The sequence below is a fragment of the Rhodococcus koreensis genome (genome assembly GCF_017068375.1).
Classification (GTDB): Bacteria; Actinomycetota; Actinomycetes; order Mycobacteriales; family Mycobacteriaceae; genus Rhodococcus_F; species Rhodococcus_F koreensis.
In genome coordinates this window covers 1,008,670-1,028,641 of sequence record NZ_CP070610.1, presented here as the reverse complement: position 1 = coordinate 1,028,641, position 19,972 = coordinate 1,008,670, and the positions used below count along the sequence as shown (strand labels likewise).

At 67.1% G+C, this 19,972-nt stretch carries 18 protein-coding genes and 1 pseudogene; 3 read left to right on the top strand and 16 right to left on the bottom strand.

The window, feature by feature from the left end:
* Positions 1-2: 2 nt before the first annotated feature.
* From JWS14_RS45620 to JWS14_RS45595, 6 genes are all read right to left on the bottom strand, one after another.
* Positions 3-380, bottom strand: a complete 378-nt coding sequence (locus tag JWS14_RS45620) for a hotdog fold domain-containing protein (RefSeq protein WP_005246555.1) — start codon at positions 378-380, stop codon at positions 3-5.
* Entirely contained in the window at positions 377-2,041 is a 1,665-nt protein-coding gene (locus tag JWS14_RS45615) for a flavin-containing monooxygenase (protein WP_206016777.1), read from the bottom strand. The genes JWS14_RS45620 and JWS14_RS45615 overlap by 4 nt, the downstream gene beginning before the upstream one ends.
* A gap of 111 nt (positions 2,042-2,152) precedes the next feature.
* Positions 2,153-3,610 carry an aldehyde dehydrogenase family protein gene (locus JWS14_RS45610; protein WP_206016776.1) on the bottom strand — a complete coding sequence of 486 codons (1,458 nt, stop codon included), beginning with the start codon at positions 3,608-3,610 and terminating at the stop codon, positions 2,153-2,155.
* 44 nt (positions 3,611-3,654) lie between these two features.
* Entirely contained in the window at positions 3,655-4,749 is a 1,095-nt protein-coding gene (locus tag JWS14_RS45605; RefSeq protein WP_025432631.1) for a Zn-dependent alcohol dehydrogenase, read from the bottom strand.
* A gap of 14 nt (positions 4,750-4,763) precedes the next feature.
* The gene (locus JWS14_RS45600) at positions 4,764-5,543 is read right to left on the bottom strand and encodes an enoyl-CoA hydratase/isomerase family protein (RefSeq protein ID WP_206016775.1); all 780 of its coding nucleotides are present in this window, start codon (positions 5,541-5,543) and stop codon (positions 4,764-4,766) included.
* Positions 5,544-5,553: 10 nt separating this feature from the next.
* Positions 5,554-7,176, bottom strand: coding sequence for a class I adenylate-forming enzyme family protein (locus tag JWS14_RS45595; RefSeq protein ID WP_241031818.1), 1,623 nt, complete (start codon positions 7,174-7,176; stop codon positions 5,554-5,556).
* 299 nt (positions 7,177-7,475) lie between these two features.
* On the opposite strand from JWS14_RS45595, the gene JWS14_RS45590 reads away from it, so the two are divergent.
* Positions 7,476-8,144 carry a TetR/AcrR family transcriptional regulator gene (locus tag JWS14_RS45590; protein WP_206016773.1) on the top strand — a complete coding sequence of 223 codons (669 nt, stop codon included), beginning with the start codon at positions 7,476-7,478 and terminating at the stop codon, positions 8,142-8,144.
* A gap of 75 nt (positions 8,145-8,219) precedes the next feature.
* On the opposite strand, the gene JWS14_RS45585 is transcribed toward JWS14_RS45590, so the two are convergent.
* Positions 8,220-9,689, bottom strand: coding sequence for an MFS transporter (locus JWS14_RS45585; protein WP_206016772.1), 1,470 nt, complete (start codon positions 9,687-9,689; stop codon positions 8,220-8,222).
* Between the two features lie 341 nt (positions 9,690-10,030).
* Here JWS14_RS45585 and JWS14_RS45580 point away from each other — a divergent pair, with 341 nt between their 5' ends.
* Positions 10,031-10,714, top strand: a complete 684-nt coding sequence (locus JWS14_RS45580; protein ID WP_206016771.1) for a TetR/AcrR family transcriptional regulator — start codon at positions 10,031-10,033, stop codon at positions 10,712-10,714.
* A gap of 68 nt (positions 10,715-10,782) precedes the next feature.
* Here JWS14_RS45580 and JWS14_RS45575 read toward each other — a convergent pair whose 3' ends face one another.
* The 3 genes from JWS14_RS45575 to JWS14_RS45565 are packed head-to-tail and all read right to left on the bottom strand — an operon-like array spanning position 10,783 to position 13,572.
* On the bottom strand, positions 10,783-11,556 hold the full coding sequence (locus JWS14_RS45575) for a gamma-glutamyl-gamma-aminobutyrate hydrolase family protein (protein WP_005570164.1): 774 nt from the start codon (positions 11,554-11,556) through the stop codon (positions 10,783-10,785).
* Entirely contained in the window at positions 11,553-12,908 is a 1,356-nt protein-coding gene (locus tag JWS14_RS45570; protein ID WP_206016770.1) for a glutamine synthetase family protein, read from the bottom strand. Before JWS14_RS45570 ends, JWS14_RS45575 begins: the two co-directional genes overlap by 4 nt.
* Positions 12,901-13,572 carry a hypothetical protein gene (locus tag JWS14_RS45565; RefSeq protein ID WP_206016769.1) on the bottom strand — a complete coding sequence of 224 codons (672 nt, stop codon included), beginning with the start codon at positions 13,570-13,572 and terminating at the stop codon, positions 12,901-12,903. Before JWS14_RS45565 ends, JWS14_RS45570 begins: the two co-directional genes overlap by 8 nt.
* Positions 13,573-13,726: 154 nt before the next feature.
* Between JWS14_RS45565 and JWS14_RS45560 the strand changes: the two genes are divergently transcribed.
* Positions 13,727-14,695, top strand: a complete 969-nt coding sequence (locus JWS14_RS45560) for an alpha/beta hydrolase (protein WP_206016768.1) — start codon at positions 13,727-13,729, stop codon at positions 14,693-14,695.
* A 183-nt stretch (positions 14,696-14,878) separates the two neighbouring features.
* Here the strand turns inward: JWS14_RS45560 and JWS14_RS45555 are convergent, their stop codons facing one another.
* From JWS14_RS45555 to JWS14_RS45535, 6 genes and pseudogenes are all read right to left on the bottom strand, one after another.
* Complete coding sequence (locus JWS14_RS45555; RefSeq protein WP_206016767.1) at positions 14,879-16,207, bottom strand: NAD(P)/FAD-dependent oxidoreductase; 1,329 nt, start codon at positions 16,205-16,207, stop codon at positions 14,879-14,881.
* A gap of 227 nt (positions 16,208-16,434) precedes the next feature.
* Positions 16,435-16,553 (bottom strand): annotated as a pseudogene (locus tag JWS14_RS52060) (acyl-CoA dehydrogenase family protein); the annotation flags it as partial.
* 24 nt (positions 16,554-16,577) lie between these two features.
* Positions 16,578-17,561 carry a hypothetical protein gene (locus tag JWS14_RS45550; RefSeq protein WP_206016766.1) on the bottom strand — a complete coding sequence of 328 codons (984 nt, stop codon included), beginning with the start codon at positions 17,559-17,561 and terminating at the stop codon, positions 16,578-16,580.
* Between the two features lie 9 nt (positions 17,562-17,570).
* On the bottom strand, positions 17,571-17,972 hold the full coding sequence (locus JWS14_RS45545; protein ID WP_206016765.1) for a RidA family protein: 402 nt from the start codon (positions 17,970-17,972) through the stop codon (positions 17,571-17,573).
* A 28-nt stretch (positions 17,973-18,000) separates the two neighbouring features.
* Positions 18,001-18,834: a phytanoyl-CoA dioxygenase family protein gene (locus JWS14_RS45540; protein ID WP_005570156.1), complete on the bottom strand. Its 834-nt coding sequence runs from the start codon at positions 18,832-18,834 to the stop codon at positions 18,001-18,003.
* 627 nt (positions 18,835-19,461) lie between these two features.
* Positions 19,462-19,887, bottom strand: a complete 426-nt coding sequence (locus JWS14_RS45535) for an acyl-CoA thioesterase (protein ID WP_206016764.1) — start codon at positions 19,885-19,887, stop codon at positions 19,462-19,464.
* Positions 19,888-19,972: the final 85 nt, after the last annotated feature.

Genomic DNA, 19,972 nt, shown 5'->3' with positions numbered 1-19,972 from the left:
GGCTACTTCTCCGTCTCGTCTGCAGGGATGACCGCGGTGCCGCGAGCGCGCACCGCGACCAGTGGCGATTCGAGGACCTGTGCGCGGCCGGTGTCGTCGGAGCCGCGGCAGATCACTCGGAGCTCGAAATCGACCGTGCGGCTGCGGTTGCCCTTTTTCACCAGCCGGGCCTCGGCCTCGACGACGTCACCGCCGCGGACCGGGGCGAGGAACTCGACCGACGAGTAGCCGGCGAACAGCCCCTCGTGGCCGTCGATCTCGATCGACAGGTTCGTACCGGCGTCGCCGAACAATTTCAGGGCGAACGCACCGTCGACCAGGTTTCCGGCGTAGTGCGCGTCGGAGAAGGCGACATAGCGCCGGTGCACCGTCCTGCTCATGAGATCTCCTGATGGATCGGGCCGAGGTTGCGGGACTGTGTCTCCCCGTCGATCTCGACGCCGGGGTAACCGCGCTTGGCGATCTCGGTGCACATCCGGCGGTACTTGCCCACACCGCCCACATAGCCCATGAAGGTGTTGGGTTTGCCCTCGATGTTGGAGCCGCGGTACCAGGAGTCGGTGGTGGCGTACAGCGTCTGGGCGACGGTCCCCTCGGTGATGTCCACCCAGTCGTTCTGGGCCTCGGGGGTGGCCTCGATCAGCGTGGCGCCGGAGTCGCGGGCGTGCTCGATGAGATCGGCGATCCAGTCGACGGCCTGCTCGATGGTCACCACCACGTTGCTCGCCAACGCGGGGCTCAGGGGACCGGCCACCATGAAGAAGTTGGGGAAGTCCGTGGTCATGAATCCGAGGTAGGTGCGGATGCCGTCGTGCCAGGTCTCCTGCAGCGTTTTGCCGGACGCGCCGGTGAGACCCAGCCCGTACAGCGGGCCGGTGAAGGCGTCGAACCCGATCGCGAGCACCACCGCATCCACCTCGTAGGTGCCCTTCGAGGTGACGATCGCGTTCGCGGTCATGGTCTCGATCGGCTCGTCACGCAGCGACACCAACGACACGTTCGGCCGGTTGTAGGTCTCGTAGTAGTCCGTACCGAAAACGCTGCGCTTGGCGCCGAGAGGGTGATACCTGGGCACCAGCAGCTCGGCGGTGGCCGGATCCTCGACAATCTCACGGATCTTGTCGTGTATGAATTCCGACGCGGTCCGGTTCGCCTCGGCGTCGGTGAGGAGGTCGGCGAACTCGGCGCCGACGCCCTGGAAGCCGCTGCGCTCGTAAGCCTCGTCGTAGCGCCGCCGACGCTCCTCGTCCGAGACGTCGAAGGCGTTGTCGGTGACGGGGCGGTCGGGGATGCCGCCGGGCGAGTGCCGGCATTCCTCACGGATCGCCGGGTAGCCGTCCTTGACGGCGGCGACCTGCTCCGGGGGGAGGTCGGCGTTGCGCGCGGGCATCACATAGTTCGGGGTGCGCTGGAACACCGTGACGTGCTCGGCGACCTCCGCGATCAGCGGGATGGCTTGCACGCCGGACGATCCGGTGCCGATCACAGCGACACGCTTGCCCGCCAGGTCGTCGAGCGCGATGTTCCAGCGGCTGGTGGACACCTGGAGTCCGGTAAAGTTCTCGAGGCCCGGCACGTCGAAGTCCTTGGGGGTGGACAGACCGCCGGCGCCCGAGATCAGGTAGCGGCCGCGGCGCGTCTCGCCGTTGTCCAGCTGCACCTCCCACAGCCGGTCGGCCGCGTTCCACGTCGCGCCGACCACTCGGGTATCGAACGTGAAGTGCTTGCGCAGGTCGAAGCGGTCGGCGACGTGGTTGATGTAGCTGAGGATCTCGGCCTGCGGCGCGAATCGCTGACTCCACGTCCACTCCTGCTGGAGCGCCTCGTCGAACGAGTACGAGTAGTAGATGCTCTCGACGTCGCAGCGCGCGCCCGGATAGGTGTTCCAGAACCAGGTGCCGCCGACGCTGGGTCCGGCCTCGAAGCCCGCGAAGGTCCACCCGGCGGTGGTGAGCCGGTGCGAGAGGTAGAGGCCGGAGAAGCCGGCGCCGACGCCGATGACATCGACGATCCCGGTATCCGAGGTGGAGGGGAAGTTCATGGAATTTGCCGCTTTCGTTAAATTGGTCATTTGACTGGATCAATTGACTTAGTTCAGTAGACCAGTGGTCCCGGTCACAGTCAAGGGGTGACGCGAAAGTAGTGCCGATCGCTACAGCGGGAGGTCGGGTGAATCGACGCCGACCACGCGGTCGCCGCAGAACACCCGGACGGACTCGCCGGGGGCGTGACCGCCGATTCCGGCAGTGCCCCAAAAGCTCTGTGCCGAACCGTCTGCGAGATCGGCGATCTTGGCACCGTTCACGCGCACCTCGCCGGACAGCACACGGGATCCGACCTCGACGGCGCGATCCAGGTCGCCGCCGAACACGTAGGCGTCCAGACCCGAAGGGTTGGCGTTGGCAACGCGCAGCGCGTCCTCGTCGGACTCCACGGCGTGCAGACTGACGAGCGGTCCGAACAGCTCGGCCGTCGCCACCGACGCGTCGACTCCCGACGCGACGGTGGGCGAAAGGAAGAACCCGTCGAGCGCGGGCAGCTGCGCAGGTTGATGGATCGTCGCGCCGTGGGCCCGCAGCCCGTCGATGCGGCTCTGCAGGGTGGCGAAATGCGGGGCGTTCGAGATCGGGCCGAGCTGGGAGTTCTCGTCGAGCGAGTGCCCGATCTCGATGCGGGAGATGCGATCGAGCAGCGCGTCCAGGAGCGGCTCGACGAGACTCTTGTGCGCCAACACCTTTCCCGGTCCCTCACACCACTGACCGTTGAGCTTGGTCATCCCGTCCAGGATCCCGTCGGCGGCCACGTCGATGTCGGCGTCGTCCAGCACGAGGGCCGGATTGTTGCCGCCGAGCTCGAGCTGGAGCACCTTGAAGTCCTCCGCGGCGGCACGGGCGATCGCACGACCCGCGTTCGGGCCGCCGGTGAACGAGACGATCTTCACGCGGGGGTCGCCGGTGATCGCCGCGCCCACGTCTCCCCCGCCGTGGACGAGCTGCAGCGCACCGTCGGGCAGCCCGGCCTTGACGAAGCACTCGACGATGATCTGGGCGCTGCTCGGCGCGTGCTCCGACGGTTTGAGGATGACGGGGCAGCCGGCGGCGAGGGCGCTCACCATCTTCGCGGCGGGAATGAAACTGGGGCCGTTCCACGGGGTGAGGATGGCTGCGGGGCCCCACGGGACCTTGTACAGCCGCACGTCGCGGCCGCCGGCCGCCAGCGCGGTGCGCCGCGGGGTGGCCCGCAGATCCGCAGCGGACGAGCGGATCCGGTGCGGGAGGAACTGCGCGACCAGCCGGGCCTTCGCGATCGGGACGCCGCTGGTGAGGGCATCGGTCCGGGCGATGTCCTCGATCCGGGTCTCGACGATGTCGGCTGCACGCTCGATGACCGCGGCGCGTTCCTCGCTCGCCGCGTCATCCCAGCGTTCGAAGCCGTAGGACCGCTCGGCATGGCGCAGCGCGCGCTCCACGTCGTCCGGTCCGGTGGTGACGGCGCGGTGGATGGGTTGCCCCGTGTTGGGGTCGAGATTCCACGCGTCCGGAAGTGCCCGGCACTCGGACCACCCGTCCGCGATGTAGTTGATCGGCTGAGGCAGTTGCGTATTCGACATCTGCGGACTCCTTCTGTGCGCAATTGTGGATGGGGTCGGGGTGATCACGCGGTGAGGTCGGCGACGATGCGGGTTACCTCGCCCGACTTCATCGCCTCGAAGCCCTTGTTGATCTCGTGGAACGGGATCACGTCGCTGACCATCTCGTCGAGCAACAGGTGTCCCTGCAGGTAGAGGCGCGCGAACTGGGTGATGTCCTCGTGCGCTTGGCCCGAGCCCATGTAGGAACCGATGAGGCGCTTCTCACCGAAGAAGAAATCCGACGCCGGAACAGTGAGGTCGGTGCCGTCGGGCGCGATGCCCACCAGGCATGCCGTGCCCGTGCCGCGGAGGACCGCCAGCGCGGTAGCCGCGGTCCGGGCGGAACCGACGGCCTCGAACGAGTAATCCACGCCGTCGCCGAGCACCTTCCGGATCTCGGCCGGGACATCGGCCGCACCGTTCACGACGTGCGTGGCACCGTAGGTCCGCGCCGCCGCGAGCCGGGCATCGTCGAGATCGACGGCGACGATCGCCGAGGCCCCCGCGAGCCGTGCGCCCTGGATGATGGCCGATCCGACACCGCCGCAGCCGATCACGGCCACGGTGGCGCCGGGGCGTACCTGCGCGCCGCGGAACACGGCGCCGACGCCGGTGACGATGCAGCACGACAGCAGGCACCCGACGTGCAGTCCCACCTCGTCGGGAACCTTGACCAGCGAGTTCTCCCGCATCACGGTGTGGCGGGAGAACGCGCCGATGTCGCCGAGCCGTTCGACGACCTGGCCTCCCGGCAGCTGGAAAGCGGGGCGGGGGCGCTGTCGGATCTGCGAGACACGCTGGCATTGCGTCGAGTGCCCGACCTGGCAGTTGCGGCACAACCCGCACGAGGGTGTGAGGGCGCCGACGACGCGGTCGCCCGGGCGCAACGAGGTCACCGCGGAGCCGACCGACTCGACGATGCCCGCCACCTCGTGCCCGACAACCACGGGTAGGTCGGCGCCCACGGTGCCGGTCATGTAATGCAGGTCGCTGTGGCACAGGCCCACGTTCGAGACTGCGACGCGGACCTCGTTCGGATCCGGGTCGTCGACCTGGATCTCGGTGAATTCGAGCGGTTCGTTCAGCGCGGTGAGAAGCGCTGCCTCGGTGGTGATCATCATCGTCTCCGATCTCAATTGCTCTGCGCGGGCGCCGTCGGCGCCGCGTTCTTCGATGCCCAGAAGCCCTCGATGCCTTCGGTGAAGGCGCCGGACTCCCACGACTGGCGGGCGGCGTCGTCTTCGCGGGTGAACGCGGCCTCGATGTCTTCGGGGCGCGGCCGCAGCAGACCCAGGTGCAGCGCGGTGGTCCGGGGATCGGGGTTCCATTGCCTGATCACCTCGACCGCGCGGTGCACCAGTGCCTCCGGGGCCACGATCTCGTCGAGCAGCCCGATCCGCAGGGCCTCGTCTGCGCCTATGCGGTTCGATCCCAGAATTATTCGCATCGCGTGGTTGCGTACGAGGCGGCCCATGAGGAAGCTCGAAGCGTTCGAGATGATGATTCCGCGGTGGTTCTCCGGCTGGTAGTACTCGGCGGCGGGAGTGCCGATCCGGGAGTCGCAACACAACGTGATCTCCGAGGCGCCGCCGACCGCGATCCCGTTCACGGCCGCGATCACGGGGACCTTCGTCTCGAGAATCGCGCGGGTGATGTCGTGGAAGGTCGCGAAGGCCTCGCGGATCTCGTCGTAGGTGGTCGGCACCGCCTGCAGGTCCTCACCGGCGGAGAACGCCCGCCCGGTGCCTGTGAGCACGATCCCGCGGACGAGATCGCCCGTTCCGAACCGGCGGATGGTCTGCGCGAGCCGCACCCTCGTTGCCACGTCCATCACGTTCAGCTTCGCCGGGCGGTTCAGCGTGAGCACCGCGACGTCGTCGTCGATGTGCACGTCCAGATAACTGTCGGTCATGTCCGGCTCCTCAGTTGCCGTTGCCGGCGGTGCGCGGCGGCTGCAGGTCGTAGGTGATGCCGGGATGCTCGGCGGAGCGCGCCTGCAGGGCCGGCTTCGACACGCGCTCGGACGGGGTGCGCGGGAACTCGGCGACGAACTCGACGTATCGAGGAATCTTGAAGCGCGCCAGCTGAGTTCGTGCGCCGTCGACGATTTGCTCTGCGGTCGCGCGGCTCTCCTCGACGCCGGGGGCCAGCTGAACGAAGGCCTTGACCTCCTCGCCGAACAGCTCGTCCGGGACGCCGACCACCGCTGTCGCGACGACGGTGTCGTCGCGCTCGAGGACGCGTTCGACCTCGGCGCTCGCGATGTTCTCCCCGCCGCGGCGGACCATGTCCTTGATCCGGCCCACCAGGCGGTAGCCGTCCGGCTCGCGGACCGCGACATCGCCGGTGTGCAGCCAGCCGTCGCGGAGGACCTCCGCGGTGTCTTCGGGTCGGTTCCAATAGCCGAGCATCATCGGCCTGCCCGACGTGATCAGCTCGCCGGACTCTCCCGCGGCAACTTCCCGGCCCTCCGGATCGACCACCCGGACCTGCTTCGTGGGAACGGGCTGCCCCAGTCGTCCGCTGCCGACGTCGACCGTGCTCTCGGGGAGGCTGACCAGGTCGGCCCCGCTTTCGGTCATCCCGAAGATCTCCCGCCACGGCGTGCCCCAACGCTGTTCGAGCTGCGCGTGCAGCGCGACGGGGATGGCCGAGCACAGCACGAGGCGCAGGTCGTTGTCCCGGTCCTCCGGGCTCGGCGGCTGCTTGAACAGAAGCGTGGGCATCGAGCCGAGCACGTAGCAGAACGTGGCCCGGTGTCGACGGACATCCGCCATGAAACCCGAGGCGGAGAACCGGGGCAGCACCACCAGCGGCGCGCCGACCGTAAGGCACAAAGAGGTGTTCCACTGCGGGTCCATGTACGAGAACGGCTGCGAGGTGAGAACCACATCGCCGGACCCGAGGCCCGCCGCACCCGCACAGATCCAGCCCAGCCGGACCCAATAGTCGTGGGTCAACATGCACGCCTTCGGGAATCCGGTGGTCCCCGAGGTGTACTGGAGGTTGGCCAGCGTGTCCGGGGTGATCGCGACATCGGGCCTGTCCGCCGGGTACTGCGCGAGCTCGCCGCGCGACGCGGCTTCGACGATACGGACATCGGCCAGATCGCCGTTCGCGGCGCGCACCTCGTCGACGAGCGGGCTGTGACCGTCGTCGGTGAACATCACCCGGGCGCCGGAGTCTCGGAGCACGAATTCGAGGTCTGCGCGCTGGTATGACGAGTTCACCGGCACCGCGACGCCGCCGGCTTTGAGGATCGAGAGCCAGGCGATCGGCCACTGGACCACGTTGGGCAGCATGATCGCGACCCGGTCGCCGGCGCCAATCCCGTCCTCGGAGACCAGACGCTGCGCCAGGCGTGACGTCCAGTCGTCGATCTCGCCGAAGGTCCAGGATCCTTCCGCGAACCGAAGAAACTCGCGGTCGGGAAAGCGGGCGGCCTGGATCGCCAGCAGGCCGACGACGGTGTCGATCGGCGGGTCCACAGCCATGCGATCGAGTGCGATCGCGCGTTCCCGGGGAACTGATTCGACTCCGGTCATGGTCATCCTCTTCACGCTTGTCGGGTGCGATGCGGATGCAGCTCGCGATCTCTGGTCGTAACGGCGCATCCGCGGTGAGCTCGAGGCCCGGGACCTTCCGATCACCGTTGGCGCCGGACTGTGGTCTCGGTCATAGCCTAGAAGAACATGGTCAAATGATCAAGGCATATGACCACGAAGCTGTAGGATCACTCACCGAAAGGTGGTCATCTCGCCGATATGGCGGCCTGATTGTCCATTCCGACTGGTAGCCGGAAGCTGACCTGATCATCCGTTCAGAACTGTTGACAGGAGAGGGCATGGCTCGCATTCCCGCCGCCGAACGTCGCGCCGACCTGGTGGCGGCGGCCGTGCGCGTGATCGCTGCCGATGGGGTCGACGGCGCCACCACCCGCCGTATCGCGCAGGAGGCGAACGCTCCGCTGGCCACCCTGCACTACTGCTTCGCCACGAAGGAGGTGCTGTTCGCGGCGGTCTTCGAGCACGTCGCCGGACAGTATCGAGAGGTGCTGACGCGCAACGATGTCCATGGCGACGTGGCGATCACCGCGCGCGCCCTGTTACGCGGCGTGATGGAGTGGTACCTGGCGAATCCGGACTTCGGCGCGGCGATCGTCGAGCTGATCAGCTGGGGCCAGCGTCAGGAAGGCCAGCAGGCCGAGATGGTGTACAACGAGGCATCCGCGACCATACGGACGAAACTCGCGAGCGCCGCGACCGCTTCCGGCCGGCCGGTCGACCCGGACACCATCGACGCACTGACCTACATCGTGTCCACATTGTCGGACGGATTCGCGCTCAACTGGCTGGTGTTCACCGACCCCCCAGCGGCGGAACGACAGATCGAACTCATCCTCGGCGTGCTCGACGCCTGGATGGCCGCCCACCTCGGCAACACCTCCGGACCGGCGGCCCGTCCCTCGCAGGCCTCCCCCGCCGAGCTCGTGTCCTGGGTGAGTGTGGAGTGATAGTGAGCGCCACGGCAGCGGCCGCCCGCACGAATCATCGCGCCAGGTCGGGGACGGCAATCGACCCAGCCACGTTCAGGACGCCGCCGCGCCGACGCGCCGACCGGACCGGGCGCGTGAGACCAGCACGCTCACCACGACCAGCAGGGCGAGGAGTCCCGATAACCAGTAGCCGATGCCGTAGAGGCCCTTGGCAGCGACCTCGAGACCGGTTCCGACCACCGGAACCAGGGAGGCGCTGAGGTCGGCGCTGACCAGTGCCGTGCCGAAGGCGAAACCCACGGCCATGGACGTGCCGGCGATACCGGCCGCCATCCCGGCTTTCTCCTCGGGCACTGCCATCTGCACCATGGTGAACCCCGCTGCGTAGCCGATTCTGATCCCGAGACCCATGACGGCAGCGCCCACCAGGTAGTGCCACTGCTGGTCGTGCGCGACGGCGAGCCAGGCCAGCCCCGATGCACTGATGAGCGCTCCGATGACGAAGACGGTCGCACCACGGCCGTTGAACAAGGCGCGGTCGAGTACGGTTCCGCGGATCAAGAACGCCGCCGCGAAAGGTGCCATGAGCCAGCCGGTCTGCAGGGCGCTGAGCCCGAGTCCGTAGGCGTCCGCGGGAGGAAGATCCTCGGGAGTGATCTGAGCGTACGTGCTGAGCAGCAGTAGGAAGGCCGAGTTCACCGCGGCGAACAATGCGATACACAAGCACGACGCGGTGACCAAAGGCGCCTTCATCAGTGCGACGTCGAACACCGCCGAGGTCGAGCGGCGCTCGACGCGCACCCAGGCGATACCCCCGACGATGCCGGCCATCAACGGAATGAGTGCCGCGATGCCCCACACGAGGCCTTGCGTCAGAGTCAGCAGGATCGCGGCGACCCAAGCGATCATCCACACCGTGCCGAGTACCGCGATGCGGCCGGGACGCTCAGCAGGCGGGGTGTGTGGGATCACGGCATAGCACGCAATGGCCGTCACTGCGCACACTATGGTGAGGATGATGAAAAAGCCTCGCAGCGACAGACTCTCGACGATGAAGCCACCGCCGATCATGCCCACGACGATGCCGACACCGGTGGCGATGACCAGAACCGCGACACCCACCGTGATACCGTCCTCGCCGAGATTGCGGCGCAGGAAACCAAGCGGAAGCAGCTGCGCCGCGCCCCCGAATCCCATGAGAATGCAGCCGACCAGAAGGGTCGAGTACGAGTCGCCGGCAGCCGGAACGAGCGCGCCGACCGCAAGGAATGCGGACGCCGCCACCGCGGCGTTACGGTCGCCGTGCAGATCGGCGAGGCGCGGCAGCAAGATGAAGCCCGCTCCCCCGCCGAGGGTCAGCGCCGTGTAGAGCCACGTCGTCTCGGCCACTGTGGCGAGGCCGTACTGCGCCTGGATGATCGGCAACAGCGGCGGCAGGATGAAGATGACGGCGTTGGTCAGGACGATCAGCAGCGTGCCGACACCGATGAGCACTGCCTTGTTCGGCCCGGGGCGAGCAGTCCCCGCACGGCCGGGTCCGGATTGCTGGTGGATCTCTGTCATGAATTGCTTCCTTCGATGATCACGCCGCCGTCTCGCATGATCATGTCGACCATGGCTTCTGTGGTGGCGTCGGGGGTGAGACACGTGAGTTCGTCGGTCATGACGGGTCTGTTTCTTCGAAACCGGTGTGGTCGCATCGGAGTGCGCCGACCCGCCAATGTGATCCAGCTCATACCGTAAGCCAAGTGAGTCGTTTGATCAAGGCATATGACAATTTGCTTCGCGTTGTTGCCCGCACCTGACCGCGGTTCTCCGGGGAAATATGGCAACACGCTTACCTTTCCGACTGGTAGCGTGGAACCGACTTGATCATCCGTTCAGATCTGTTGACAGGAGAGGGCATGGCTCGCATTCCCGCCGCCGAACGTCGCGCCGAACTGGTGGCGGCGGCCGTGCGCGTGATCGCTGCCGATGGGGTCGACGGCGCCACCACCCGCCGTATCGCGCAGGAGGCGAACGCTCCGCTGGCCACCCTGCACTACTGCTTCGCCACGAAGGAGGTGCTGTTCGCGGCGGTCTTCGAGCACGTCGCCGGACAGTATCGAGAAGTGCTGACGCGCAACGATGTCCATGGCGACGTGGCGATCACCGCGCGCGCCCTGTTACGCGGCGTGATGGAGTGGTACCTGGCGAATCCGGACTTCGGCGCGGCGATCGTCGAGCTGATCAGCTGGGGCCAGCGTCAGGAAGGCCAGCAGGCCGAGATGGTGTACAACGAGGCATCCGCGACCCTGCGAGCGATCCTCGAGTCCGCCGCGACCGCTGCGGACCAGCTGGTCGACCCGCACACCATCGACGCACTGACGTACATCGTGTCCACATTGTCGGACGGATTCGCGCTCAACTGGCTGGTGTTCACCGACCCCCCAGCGGCGGAACGACAGATCGAACTCATCCTCGGCGTGCTCGACGCCTGGATGGCCGCCCACCTCGGCGATGCCCCCGCGCCTGCGGCCCCGGCCCCGAAGACGGCCTCGCCCGAAGAAGCCATGCGCTCGCTCGTGTCCTGGGTGAGCGTCGAGTGAAAACCGCTCTGACCTGAAAGTAATTGTCGGCCGCCACCCTTCGGTGGCGGCCGACAGTCTTCCCCGAGTCAGATCCGCCGGTTGCCCTCGGCGACGATCCAGCTCAGCGCCGGATCGTCACGTTCCATCCACTCGGGATGCCACTGGACACCGAGCACCGCGGCCCCCGGCAGCTCGACCGCTTCGACGACGCCGTCGGCCGTGCGCCCCGTGACCACCAGGCCGGTCCCGCAGCGGTCGACCGCCTGGTGGTGCCACGAGTTGGTCACCGCGCCGGCACCGAACAGACCTTCCGCGATCGAGCCGGGCTCGAACGTCACCTTGTGGTCGTCGGCACCGTCGGTGAGCGGGGGCGAACTCGACTGATGCCCGACGGAGCCGGGCGGCAGGTCCGCGATCAGCGTGCCGCCCAGAGCGACGTTCAGGACCTGCAGGCCCCGGCACACCCCGAGCACCGGGATATGTCTGGCGAGTGCGGCACGCACGAGCGCGATCTCGTACTCGTCCCGCTCGGGGTCGTGGACCATCGGATTATCCCGTGGATCCACGTCACGGACCACCGACAGATCCCCACCCCAGTACGCGGGATGAACATCCTGACCTCCGGTGATGACCACGCCCGCCAGCCAATGGCAGAGTGCCTCCGGGTCGGCATCGTAGGGCAGGTTCACCGGAATCCCTCCGGCCCTGGCGATCCGGTCCGAGAAGTCGGACATGAAGGTGTCAGTGAGCAGGTGACCGTAGCGCTTGTCCAGCCCGTCGACCAGCCCCAGCCGGACCCGTCGGCCGGTGATGCCGATCATCGGCCGGATCGCGCCCGGCGTCGCGTTCCCCCCGCTCACGGGAACTCGAAGTATCGCGCCGACTCCCATTCGGAGAGCTCGGCGAACGGATCACCGCCTGCGGTGTGGAACTGCATCCACTCCCAGCGCCGGGTACCGACCCAGTAGTCGACGAACTCGTCGCCGAGCTGCTCGCGCAGGATCAGGTCGGTCTCCAGCGCGGCGGCCGCCTTGGTGATGGTGTTCGGCAGCCGCTCGAGGTCGGGCACACACCACGCCAGGTCGCTGACCGGCTCGGGTGGCTCTATCTCGCCGTCGAGGCCGGCGATCACACCGGCGAGAATGGCCGCGACCGCGAGGTACAGGTTCGCGTCGGCGCCGGGAACGCGGTATTCGAGGCGGGAGTACGCCGGGTGACCGCACACTGCGCGCACCGCGGTGCTCTTGTTGGCGATGCCCCAGGTAATCGTCGTCGGCGGGCCGCTCAAGTCGACCAGGCGGCGGTACGAGGTGATCTGCGGGAGCATGACCGATGCCGCCCCGCGCATGGTCGCGAGCAGTCCGCCGACCGCGTGCCGCATCGTGGGCGACGGCCCGTCGTCGGCGTAGAAGGCGTTGACCCCGTCGCGCTGCAGAGACAGGTTGACGTGCGAGGCCTGGCCGTAGCCCGCGGTCGGCTTGGCCATGAAGGTGACGGTGTGACCGCGCTCGAAGGCCACCTCGCGCATCACTTGCCGGGCGCGAGCCCAGTTGTCGCAGACCGAGATCGGGTCGCCGGGAACCAGGTTGAGTTCGACCTGACCCGCCGCGTCCTCGTCGCTCCACGCTTCCCACTCGATGCCGATCTCGTCGAGGCGACGGGCGACCGCCGACATGTAGTCGATCCAGTCCTTCGACTTCGCGAGGTGGTACGCGGTTCCGGCTGAACCGCCGAGTGGGGTCAGGTCGCGATATCCCTTTTCCCGGGCCTCGTGGATGGACTCCTGGAACAGAGTCGCCTCGATCTCGACCGCAACGGTTGCCGCGAAACCGCGCGTGGCGAGTCGGTCGACCAACTTTCGGGCGAGGTTACGCGGACAGGTTCCGATGGGGCTGCCGTCGGCCTGCCAGTAATCGCCGATCACGGACTGCAGACCCGGCTCCCACTGCACCAGCGTCGACATGTCAGGCCGGAACTGCACGTCGGACACGTGCCCACGCCACTCGGGGAAGGCGAAGCCGAAGGTCGGGGCGTTGCCCAGGTCGAGGCCGAACAGGAGGTCGGCCATCGCGAAGCCCGAGCCCGCGCTCGCGGCGAACTTCCTGGGTGCCAGATTCTTGCCGAGGAAGCTGCCGTCGTGGTTGGTGGACTCGAGCCGGACCGTGTGCACGGGGGTCTCGAGCTCTGTTGCGGTGTAGGTGGTTTCAGACATCGTAACGAACCTTCCAGGATGCGGCGACCAGCACCGACAGCTGAGAGAACGTGCCGCGCACGCCGATCAGACCGGTGGACAGGGCGGCGATCAGGTCGTCGGCGCCGGAGAAGATGCCGGCCAGCAGCTCCGGTGGCCCGGCGATCACATAGTGGGTCTCGCCCTCGCCGACGACGTGCTGATCCAGCCCCTCGGGGCCCTCCGTGATCGCGACGAGCGTGTCGGGGATCCCCGGCACCGACTGGGCCGCGGCCCAGAACGAATCCGCGGCGACCTTCCAGTCCGGCAGCGGCGGCGCCAGCAGTGCCAGCGCCGCGGCAGCGAGATCGTCGTCGCCTGCGACAACAGGCTCACCGACCAGGGCGAACCGGCCGTTCAAGTCGACGGTCAACGTGAGGTCGGGCTCGACGAACACACCGCTCGATACCGCGACGACACCGTCAGAGATGCTGATCGTCGCAGCCTGCGGGGTGTCGTGCGAGCGGACGGCCACAGTGCCTGCCACCGTCGCCACGACGGAGTCCGCACCGTTCGCGCGGACGGAATCGGCGATGGTCCGACCGATCAGCCGGACGATCGGACTCGCATCGTCCTCGATCCGAATGTCGAGCCCACCGACCGCGTCAGCCCCGCGTGTCGCGTGGCCGATCGTCGTTTCGGTCATCCTTCTGTCCTTTCGATTCGACGAGATCGTGTGCGCGGTACACCCGTCAGCAGCGGATCCCAATGGAAAACGTGTCACTGTCAAACGACTGGATCACGTGACTATGATGGTGAGGCACAGATCACTACTTGTCAACGACTTGCGAGGTTTCCCATTGAACGACGACGCTCCCACCTGGTGGAATCTGCTCGACGACCAGGCTCAGACCGTGGCCCAGATGATCACCCGCGTGCTGCAGAAACCCATTCGTGAGCTGGGACCGGAACAGACCCGAGCGCTCTTGAACACGGCATCGCCCGCCGAGCCGATCACGCCGCTGGACCATGTCGAACAACTGACCGTGCCGACCCGTGCGGGTTCGATCCGGGCTCGCCTGTACCGCGCGGACAGTGCCGGTGCGAAGGGCAACAGTCCTGCTCTGGTCTACCTGCATGGCGGAGGTTTCGTCCTGGGGACCCTGGACGGGGCCGACGAGCTGTGCCGCGCGATCGCCGCCGGATCCGGATGGACGGTCGTGTCACTGGACTACCGCCTGGCTCCCGAAAACCCCTACCCGGCCGCGCTGGAAGACTGCGTCGACGCGTACGCGTGGCTGAGCCGGACAGCATCGGAGTTCGGTATCGATCCGGGCTACATCGCCGTCGGGGGCGACTCCGCGGGCGGCAATCTCGCAGCCGCCCTGTGCTTGTACCGACGCGACGAGCACAGCACCCTCCCTGTGACGCAAGTACTCGCCTACCCCGCCGTCGACGAGACATTCACCGCGTCGTCGTGGTCGGAATTCGCCGACGCACCGATGCTGAGCGCCGCGGACGCCCGCTGGTTCTGGGAGCAATACGTCGGCGAGCACCACTCGGGCGGCGACCATCTCGCCGCACCGATGCGCGCCGAGTCGCTGCGCGGTCTGCCGCCTGCCCTGATCCTGACCGCGGAGGTCGACCCGATCAGGGACGACGCCGAAGCCTACGCGGCACAGTTGGGGCGCGACGGCGTACCCGTCTCGCTGACCAGGTATGCCGGCGTCTTCCACGGCTTCGTCACCGAGATCGGCGCGTTCGCTCAGGCCAAGCAAGCGATCGACGAGGTGTGCCTGCACCTGCGCGAGGTCCGAGACGGGGGTTAGTCGTCGACGACTGGGGCCGCGGTCACCCGACCGACAGCCAGCGGCACAACGCCAAGCGCCGCCGACGGCTGATATTCAACTCTCGCAGCGCGCCGAACACCACGCATGGACCCAGTCGCGACCTCTGGACCAGCCGGTTCGGTTTGTCGCGAGCTCGGGGGCCCGCCCCGCGACGACCATCCACTAACGGCCCGCGCGGCGGTCGCCGATCCGGTCCGCCAGCCACGCCGCCCGCAGCACCGGGTTGTGCAGGTACAGCGAACGGGGGAAGTGGTTCTCCGACTGCCACCACGGCATTATGTCCGGGTGGATTTCGTCGGTGGTGAGGCGATCGGCGAGGAGGCTACCGAGGTAGGGTGCCTGGCCGAGCCCGTGACCGTTGCAACCGATCGCGTAGTAGACGTTCTTCGACGCCTTACCGGCCACGGGCGCCCGCGAGGACGTCATGGCGATCCAGCCACCCCAGGTCTTGGTCACGGGCACATCACGCAGCGACGGGAACCGCGCACGGAAGGCATCGGTGAGGTCGGCCACCACTACGGGATCGGAGATGCGGTCGGAAATCGGGTTCTTCCCGATCTGCAGCCGACGCACCCCGACGGCGATCGTGTTGGTCGGGGTGACGTGATAGCTCTCCATTACGTTGTGCTTGGTCGCCAAGCCCGAACGGCTCGTCCAGCCGGTCGCCTCGATACGCTCGCGCTCGACCGGTGCGGTCTCGATCATGTTGACCCACACCGGCCGCGACAGCCGCTGCGGCGTGATCGCGAGTTCGGGCGCCCACGCATTGTTGGCCAGCACCACCTTCTTCGCGCGCACCCGGCCGAGCGGGGTAGTCACCGTTGCGCCGGAACCGATGTCGTCCACCGACTGTGCGGGCGATTGCTCGAATACCCGCACCCCCGATTCCAGCAGGGCCGCCCGGAGACCGAGGGTGAACATGCCGGGGTTCATCGTGCCGCCGGCGGGGGTCAGCAGGCCGCCGAGGAAGGTGTCGGGCAGGCCGAGTTCGTGCTGGTCCCCGAATTGCAGTGTCGCACCGGCGTCGGACAGCGCTTGCGCGTCGCGTAGCGCCTTGCGCATCTGCCCCTTGGTGACTGCCGCCCCGACATTGCCGACCGCTTCGTAGTCGCACTCGATACCGAGCTGTTTGATCAGGTCCTCCGCGAACTGCACCGACGACCCGGCGAACCGGACCAGGTCACGCAGCAGCTGCGGGTTTACCTTCGCCAGGATCTGGGGCTCACCGGTCGGTTTGGCCGAGATCTGTCCGGCATTGCGCGAACTCGCCCCATAGCCGCAAAAATCCGACTCGAGCAGGACGACATCGACGCCGCGCTCGGCCAGTCGCAGCGCGGTCGCCATGCCGCCGAGACCGCCGCCGACTACGGCGACGTCACAGCTGATCGTGGCGTCCAGTGGTGCGGTGAGGTCGGTGGGCCGGTCGACCCAGCCGGTGAAAGTGGTGTATCTGGTGTCGGCGTCTTCGGCCGGTAGCGAACTCCCGTTCATGATGCACTCCTTGCGTTTCGGATGGAGCCTAGAGACCCATGCCTTTGGCGATGATCGAGCGCATGACTTCGCTGGTGCCGCCGCGATTGTCGGCGTAGAGCGGGCAATCGTGGTGTGTGCCGTCGGCTGGGCGTGTTCGGTAATGTACGGCAGGCACAGATGTGCACTGGCGATCCACCGAACGTGACTCCGGCCCTGGCCATCTCCTTGGCTACTCTGCGATAGAAGTCCCTCGGCACGATGCCTGCGACGAGCCACTCGCCGAAGACCGGCACGACCTCGGCGTCGATGAAGGCGCGGGCGGTCTTTCGAAGGCTTCGTGGTCGTCGTAGTTCGCGCGGCGCACAGCGCCCACGCTTACCTTGTTGGTTCAGATACCGAGTTGCATGGGGGTGTGCTGGCCGCCCGGCAGCGCCCCGAGCGCGCCGACGGCGTGCACGATGCGTGCGGCGGTACCCGGGTAGGGATCGAGTGCCGGGGTGATACTCAGGGTGCACTCGAAGCCGTCGCCGCCGATCGCGGTGACCGTCAACGAGCGCTCGTAGCCCTCGAAAGACCCCTTGGGCAGTCCCTTCCATGCGATGCGGACGCGTTCGCGACCGTCGTGGACCACCATCGCGGCCTCGTCGAAACCCACCCTGTCGCCCGGGCTGATCTGGATGCCCGCCACCTCGGTGGCGGCGTCGGCTGTGACGTATCCGCCGTACACCTTCGACTCGTACCCGGTGAGGCCGAGGACATCGGCGATCATCTCCGCGGATTCGTGCAGCACCCCGCCCACAGGACCGGGTTGACCGTCTGCGAGTGTGCCGAGGCCCATCTCGTCGGCAAGGACGCCTCGGCCCCACGCGGTGATGTCGGAGCAGGATTCGCCGATGATCGAGACCGGCCCGGGCAGCGCGCTGCTCAGCAGCGCAGGCAGCACGTCGAGCCAGAATCCAGGCAGCATGCCGGTGCCGACGATGCGCGCGCCGGTTCCCTCGGCGCGCGTCTGCAACCGCGAGTACATCTCGGGATCGAGCTTGACCCGGGGATGGACGAAGCAGGCGTGTACGAGGTCGACACCGGCATCGGCGCACAGTTCCATCGCCCGGTGCAGGACTTCGCCTTTCAGGCCGGCGTAGGCCAGGACGTCGAAGTCGCCGGAGCGGATCGCGCCCTCGAGGTCGGTGGTCGCCGTGATCCCGGTGGCTCGACCCCCGGTGAGTGTGCCGATGTCCTGGCCGGCCTGCTCGTCGAAGAAGACGATGGCGGTGGTCAGCGTGTGCGGGCTCGCCTCGATGGCGCCGACGAGCTGGGCGGCGGCGCGTCCGGTTCCGTAGAGTCCGACCCGGCGTGACTGCGTCGAATTCATTACCGCTCCTCAGTCGTTGGCATAGGCGACGACGCGGACTTCACACAGCAGCTCCGGGCGGGCGAGGTGTGTGACTCCGATGCCGGTCCAGCAGGGATACGGTTCCTTGATGTATTCGTCCTTGACCCGGCCGAAAGTTTCACCGTCACGGCCCATATCGGTGTGATAGGTGAGCAGTTCGAGAATGTTGTCCATCGAGGACCCGGCCGCTTCGAGGGCCTGCTTGACGCCGTCGAACGCGAACCGGGCCTGGGCCTCGATGCCGTCGGCGGGCGCCGAAGTGGCCGGGTCGATCCCGACCTGACCGGACACCCAGATCAGGTCACCGACGCGGGTGGCCGTCGAGAAATGCAGGTCATTGTGGTAACGCTCTGCACGCGGTCCGGGATTGAAGTTCTGACGCTTCGACATCGGGAAAGGTCTCCTGTTCTGGGATGGATTAGACGAGCTGCTGGAACACCGGCGAGCGGAACGCGTCGCCGGCGTTCAGCTTCGCCATCTCGTCGGTGAACAGCACGCCGTTGCGCGCGTAGCGCGGGTTCGACTTCGGCAGTTCGCGGAACGTCGCGTCGTCACCGAAGAATCGCAGCACCAGGGTGTGGCGATCGGGGCACTCGGCGTCGACGGCGGCGCCGCCGTGCAGCGAGCGGGGGTGCAGGAACACCACGTCGCCGGGGTTGACTTCGAACGAGACGAGATCCCAGGAGTTCGGGTCCTTTTCCAGGTCCTTGTCGATCCACGGCAGCCGCGGCAGCGATCCGTCGCCGTACAGCGGTTCGGTGGGATCGTCGGCGTTGGCGAAGCTGGCACCGTCGTACTCAATGCCCTTCCAGCTGCCACGCACGATTTCCAGCGAGTTCTTCTTGGGGACATGCTGGAACGAGATCCAGGCGTTGCCCCAGTCCGGGCCCGCCCACGGCAGGTTCGAGGTGTCCTGGTGAAATGGGCCGCGACCGCTCGCGCCGTTCTCCTTCACGAACACCTCTTCGGCGTAGTACCAGACGTGCTCGGAGTCCCACAGCTCGGCGAAGAACTCGCCGAACGGAAGCCTGGTCATCAATTCGTCGAGCCGTTCCTTGGCGGCCGGGTTGGCGTTGTCGATGTGGGTTTGCAGGCTCGTGCCGTCGAGACGACGGAAGACGAACGGGCCCGGGTTGGCCACATTCCACTTGAAGACCTCGTACAGCTCCGCGAGCTGTTCCGGGTTGAGGAAGTTGCGGACAACGGTAGCGCCGTCTTCCCAGAAGGCCTTCTTGACGGATTCGTCGATCATGGGGGTCTCCTAATTTCCTAGTGGGTGACGCAGACCACGCTAACCGCTAGGCAATATTTGCACAACAGTCGTTTTGTAAATGGCCTACGGGGTGAAAATCGCCCCGGCCCGCCCACTGTCGAAGGCGCTGACACCTCGAGCGGATACAGCGCGTGCTCCACGCAGACGACCTCCGTGGGCGGGCGCGATCACCTCAACCAGATCGGCGCGGGGCCCGCCAGGACATCTCGGCGTCGTCGGCCACCAGACACCTTGCAGCCCAGGGCGCCACGGCCGACATCGCGCACAATCTACGCAGCCGATGGGTGATCGGCCGGGACCGAAGCGACGGCTCACAGCTGGCATCGGCTCCGGTGCCCGCGAGTTCGACCTCGCCCGAACCCGACACCCACACATTTACGGTGTTACGGCGCTGAACTGAGAGAAGGGCTGAGGTCGCCAATTCCTCGGTGAGTCGCACGATCACCGCCGTGCCGTCGGACAAGATTTCGGTGAACTCCCCCAGACAGCAGAAAGAACGGGTCGGCGATGGCAGTCATTGTTCGGCCCCACATCGTGGCGACCGAATCAGAATCCCTGGTGCGCAGATCACTGCGGTAAACCAGGACGGTTTGCACAACTATGTCGTCAGAAATTTCGGGGCCCGTGAGCTGGCGCTATTTCGCGAGTGAGCGCCGCCTTCTCCTCACCGGTCAGTGGGCGGCCGACCGCCTGGTCCTGATCCCAGGCGACGATCACGCTGACAGCTTCGACCACCACCGTGCCCGAATTGGTCGTCAGTCGCTCGTGCAGCCGGATGCTCGACGAGCCGACATGCTCCACCGCGAACGAGCCGCAGAGCACCCGTTCGCCAAGTGAGGCGGGGGCCCGGAAGTCCAGCTCGAGCCGGGCGACGACATACCCCCAGTCTGGAACCAGGGAGCCGACGACGCTGTCGAGCCAGCGGCCGCGGCCATCGTCGAGGATTGCCACCAGGGCCATGTGCGAGACGTGCCGATAGGCATCGACGTCGTTCCAACGCAACGGAATTCCGATGACCTGCGATGTGTCCATCCACCTCACCTGCTCACTTTCTCAGGGTCCGCCCGCCGACCAGCTCATGACGGGCCGGCCTCCGCGGCCGGCAACTCGGAGTTTA

Bases quoted from the DNA above. Each gene is read 5' to 3' on its own strand.
- JWS14_RS45620 (WP_005246555.1), bottom strand. From the start codon at position 380: ATGAGCAGGACGGTGCACCGGCGCTATGTCGCCTTCTCCGACGCGCAC.
- JWS14_RS45615 (WP_206016777.1), bottom strand. From the start codon at position 2,041: ATGAACTTCCCCTCCACCTCGGATACCGGGATCGTCGATGTCATCGGC.
- JWS14_RS45610 (WP_206016776.1), bottom strand. From the start codon at position 3,610: ATGTCGAATACGCAACTGCCTCAGCCGATCAACTACATCGCGGACGGG.
- JWS14_RS45605 (WP_025432631.1), bottom strand. From the start codon at position 4,749: ATGATCACCACCGAGGCAGCGCTTCTCACCGCGCTGAACGAACCGCTC.
- JWS14_RS45600 (WP_206016775.1), bottom strand. From the start codon at position 5,543: ATGACCGACAGTTATCTGGACGTGCACATCGACGACGACGTCGCGGTG.
- JWS14_RS45595 (WP_241031818.1), bottom strand. From the start codon at position 7,176: ATGACCGGAGTCGAATCAGTTCCCCGGGAACGCGCGATCGCACTCGAT.
- JWS14_RS45590 (WP_206016773.1), top strand. From the start codon at position 7,476: ATGGCTCGCATTCCCGCCGCCGAACGTCGCGCCGACCTGGTGGCGGCG.
- JWS14_RS45585 (WP_206016772.1), bottom strand. From the start codon at position 9,689: ATGACAGAGATCCACCAGCAATCCGGACCCGGCCGTGCGGGGACTGCT.
- JWS14_RS45580 (WP_206016771.1), top strand. From the start codon at position 10,031: ATGGCTCGCATTCCCGCCGCCGAACGTCGCGCCGAACTGGTGGCGGCG.
- JWS14_RS45570 (WP_206016770.1), bottom strand. From the start codon at position 12,908: ATGTCTGAAACCACCTACACCGCAACAGAGCTCGAGACCCCCGTGCAC.
- JWS14_RS45565 (WP_206016769.1), bottom strand. From the start codon at position 13,572: ATGACCGAAACGACGATCGGCCACGCGACACGCGGGGCTGACGCGGTC.
- JWS14_RS45555 (WP_206016767.1), bottom strand. From the start codon at position 16,207: ATGAACGGGAGTTCGCTACCGGCCGAAGACGCCGACACCAGATACACC.
- JWS14_RS45550 (WP_206016766.1), bottom strand. From the start codon at position 17,561: ATGAATTCGACGCAGTCACGCCGGGTCGGACTCTACGGAACCGGACGC.
- JWS14_RS45545 (WP_206016765.1), bottom strand. From the start codon at position 17,972: ATGTCGAAGCGTCAGAACTTCAATCCCGGACCGCGTGCAGAGCGTTAC.
- JWS14_RS45540 (WP_005570156.1), bottom strand. From the start codon at position 18,834: ATGATCGACGAATCCGTCAAGAAGGCCTTCTGGGAAGACGGCGCTACC.
- JWS14_RS45535 (WP_206016764.1), bottom strand. From the start codon at position 19,887: ATGGACACATCGCAGGTCATCGGAATTCCGTTGCGTTGGAACGACGTC.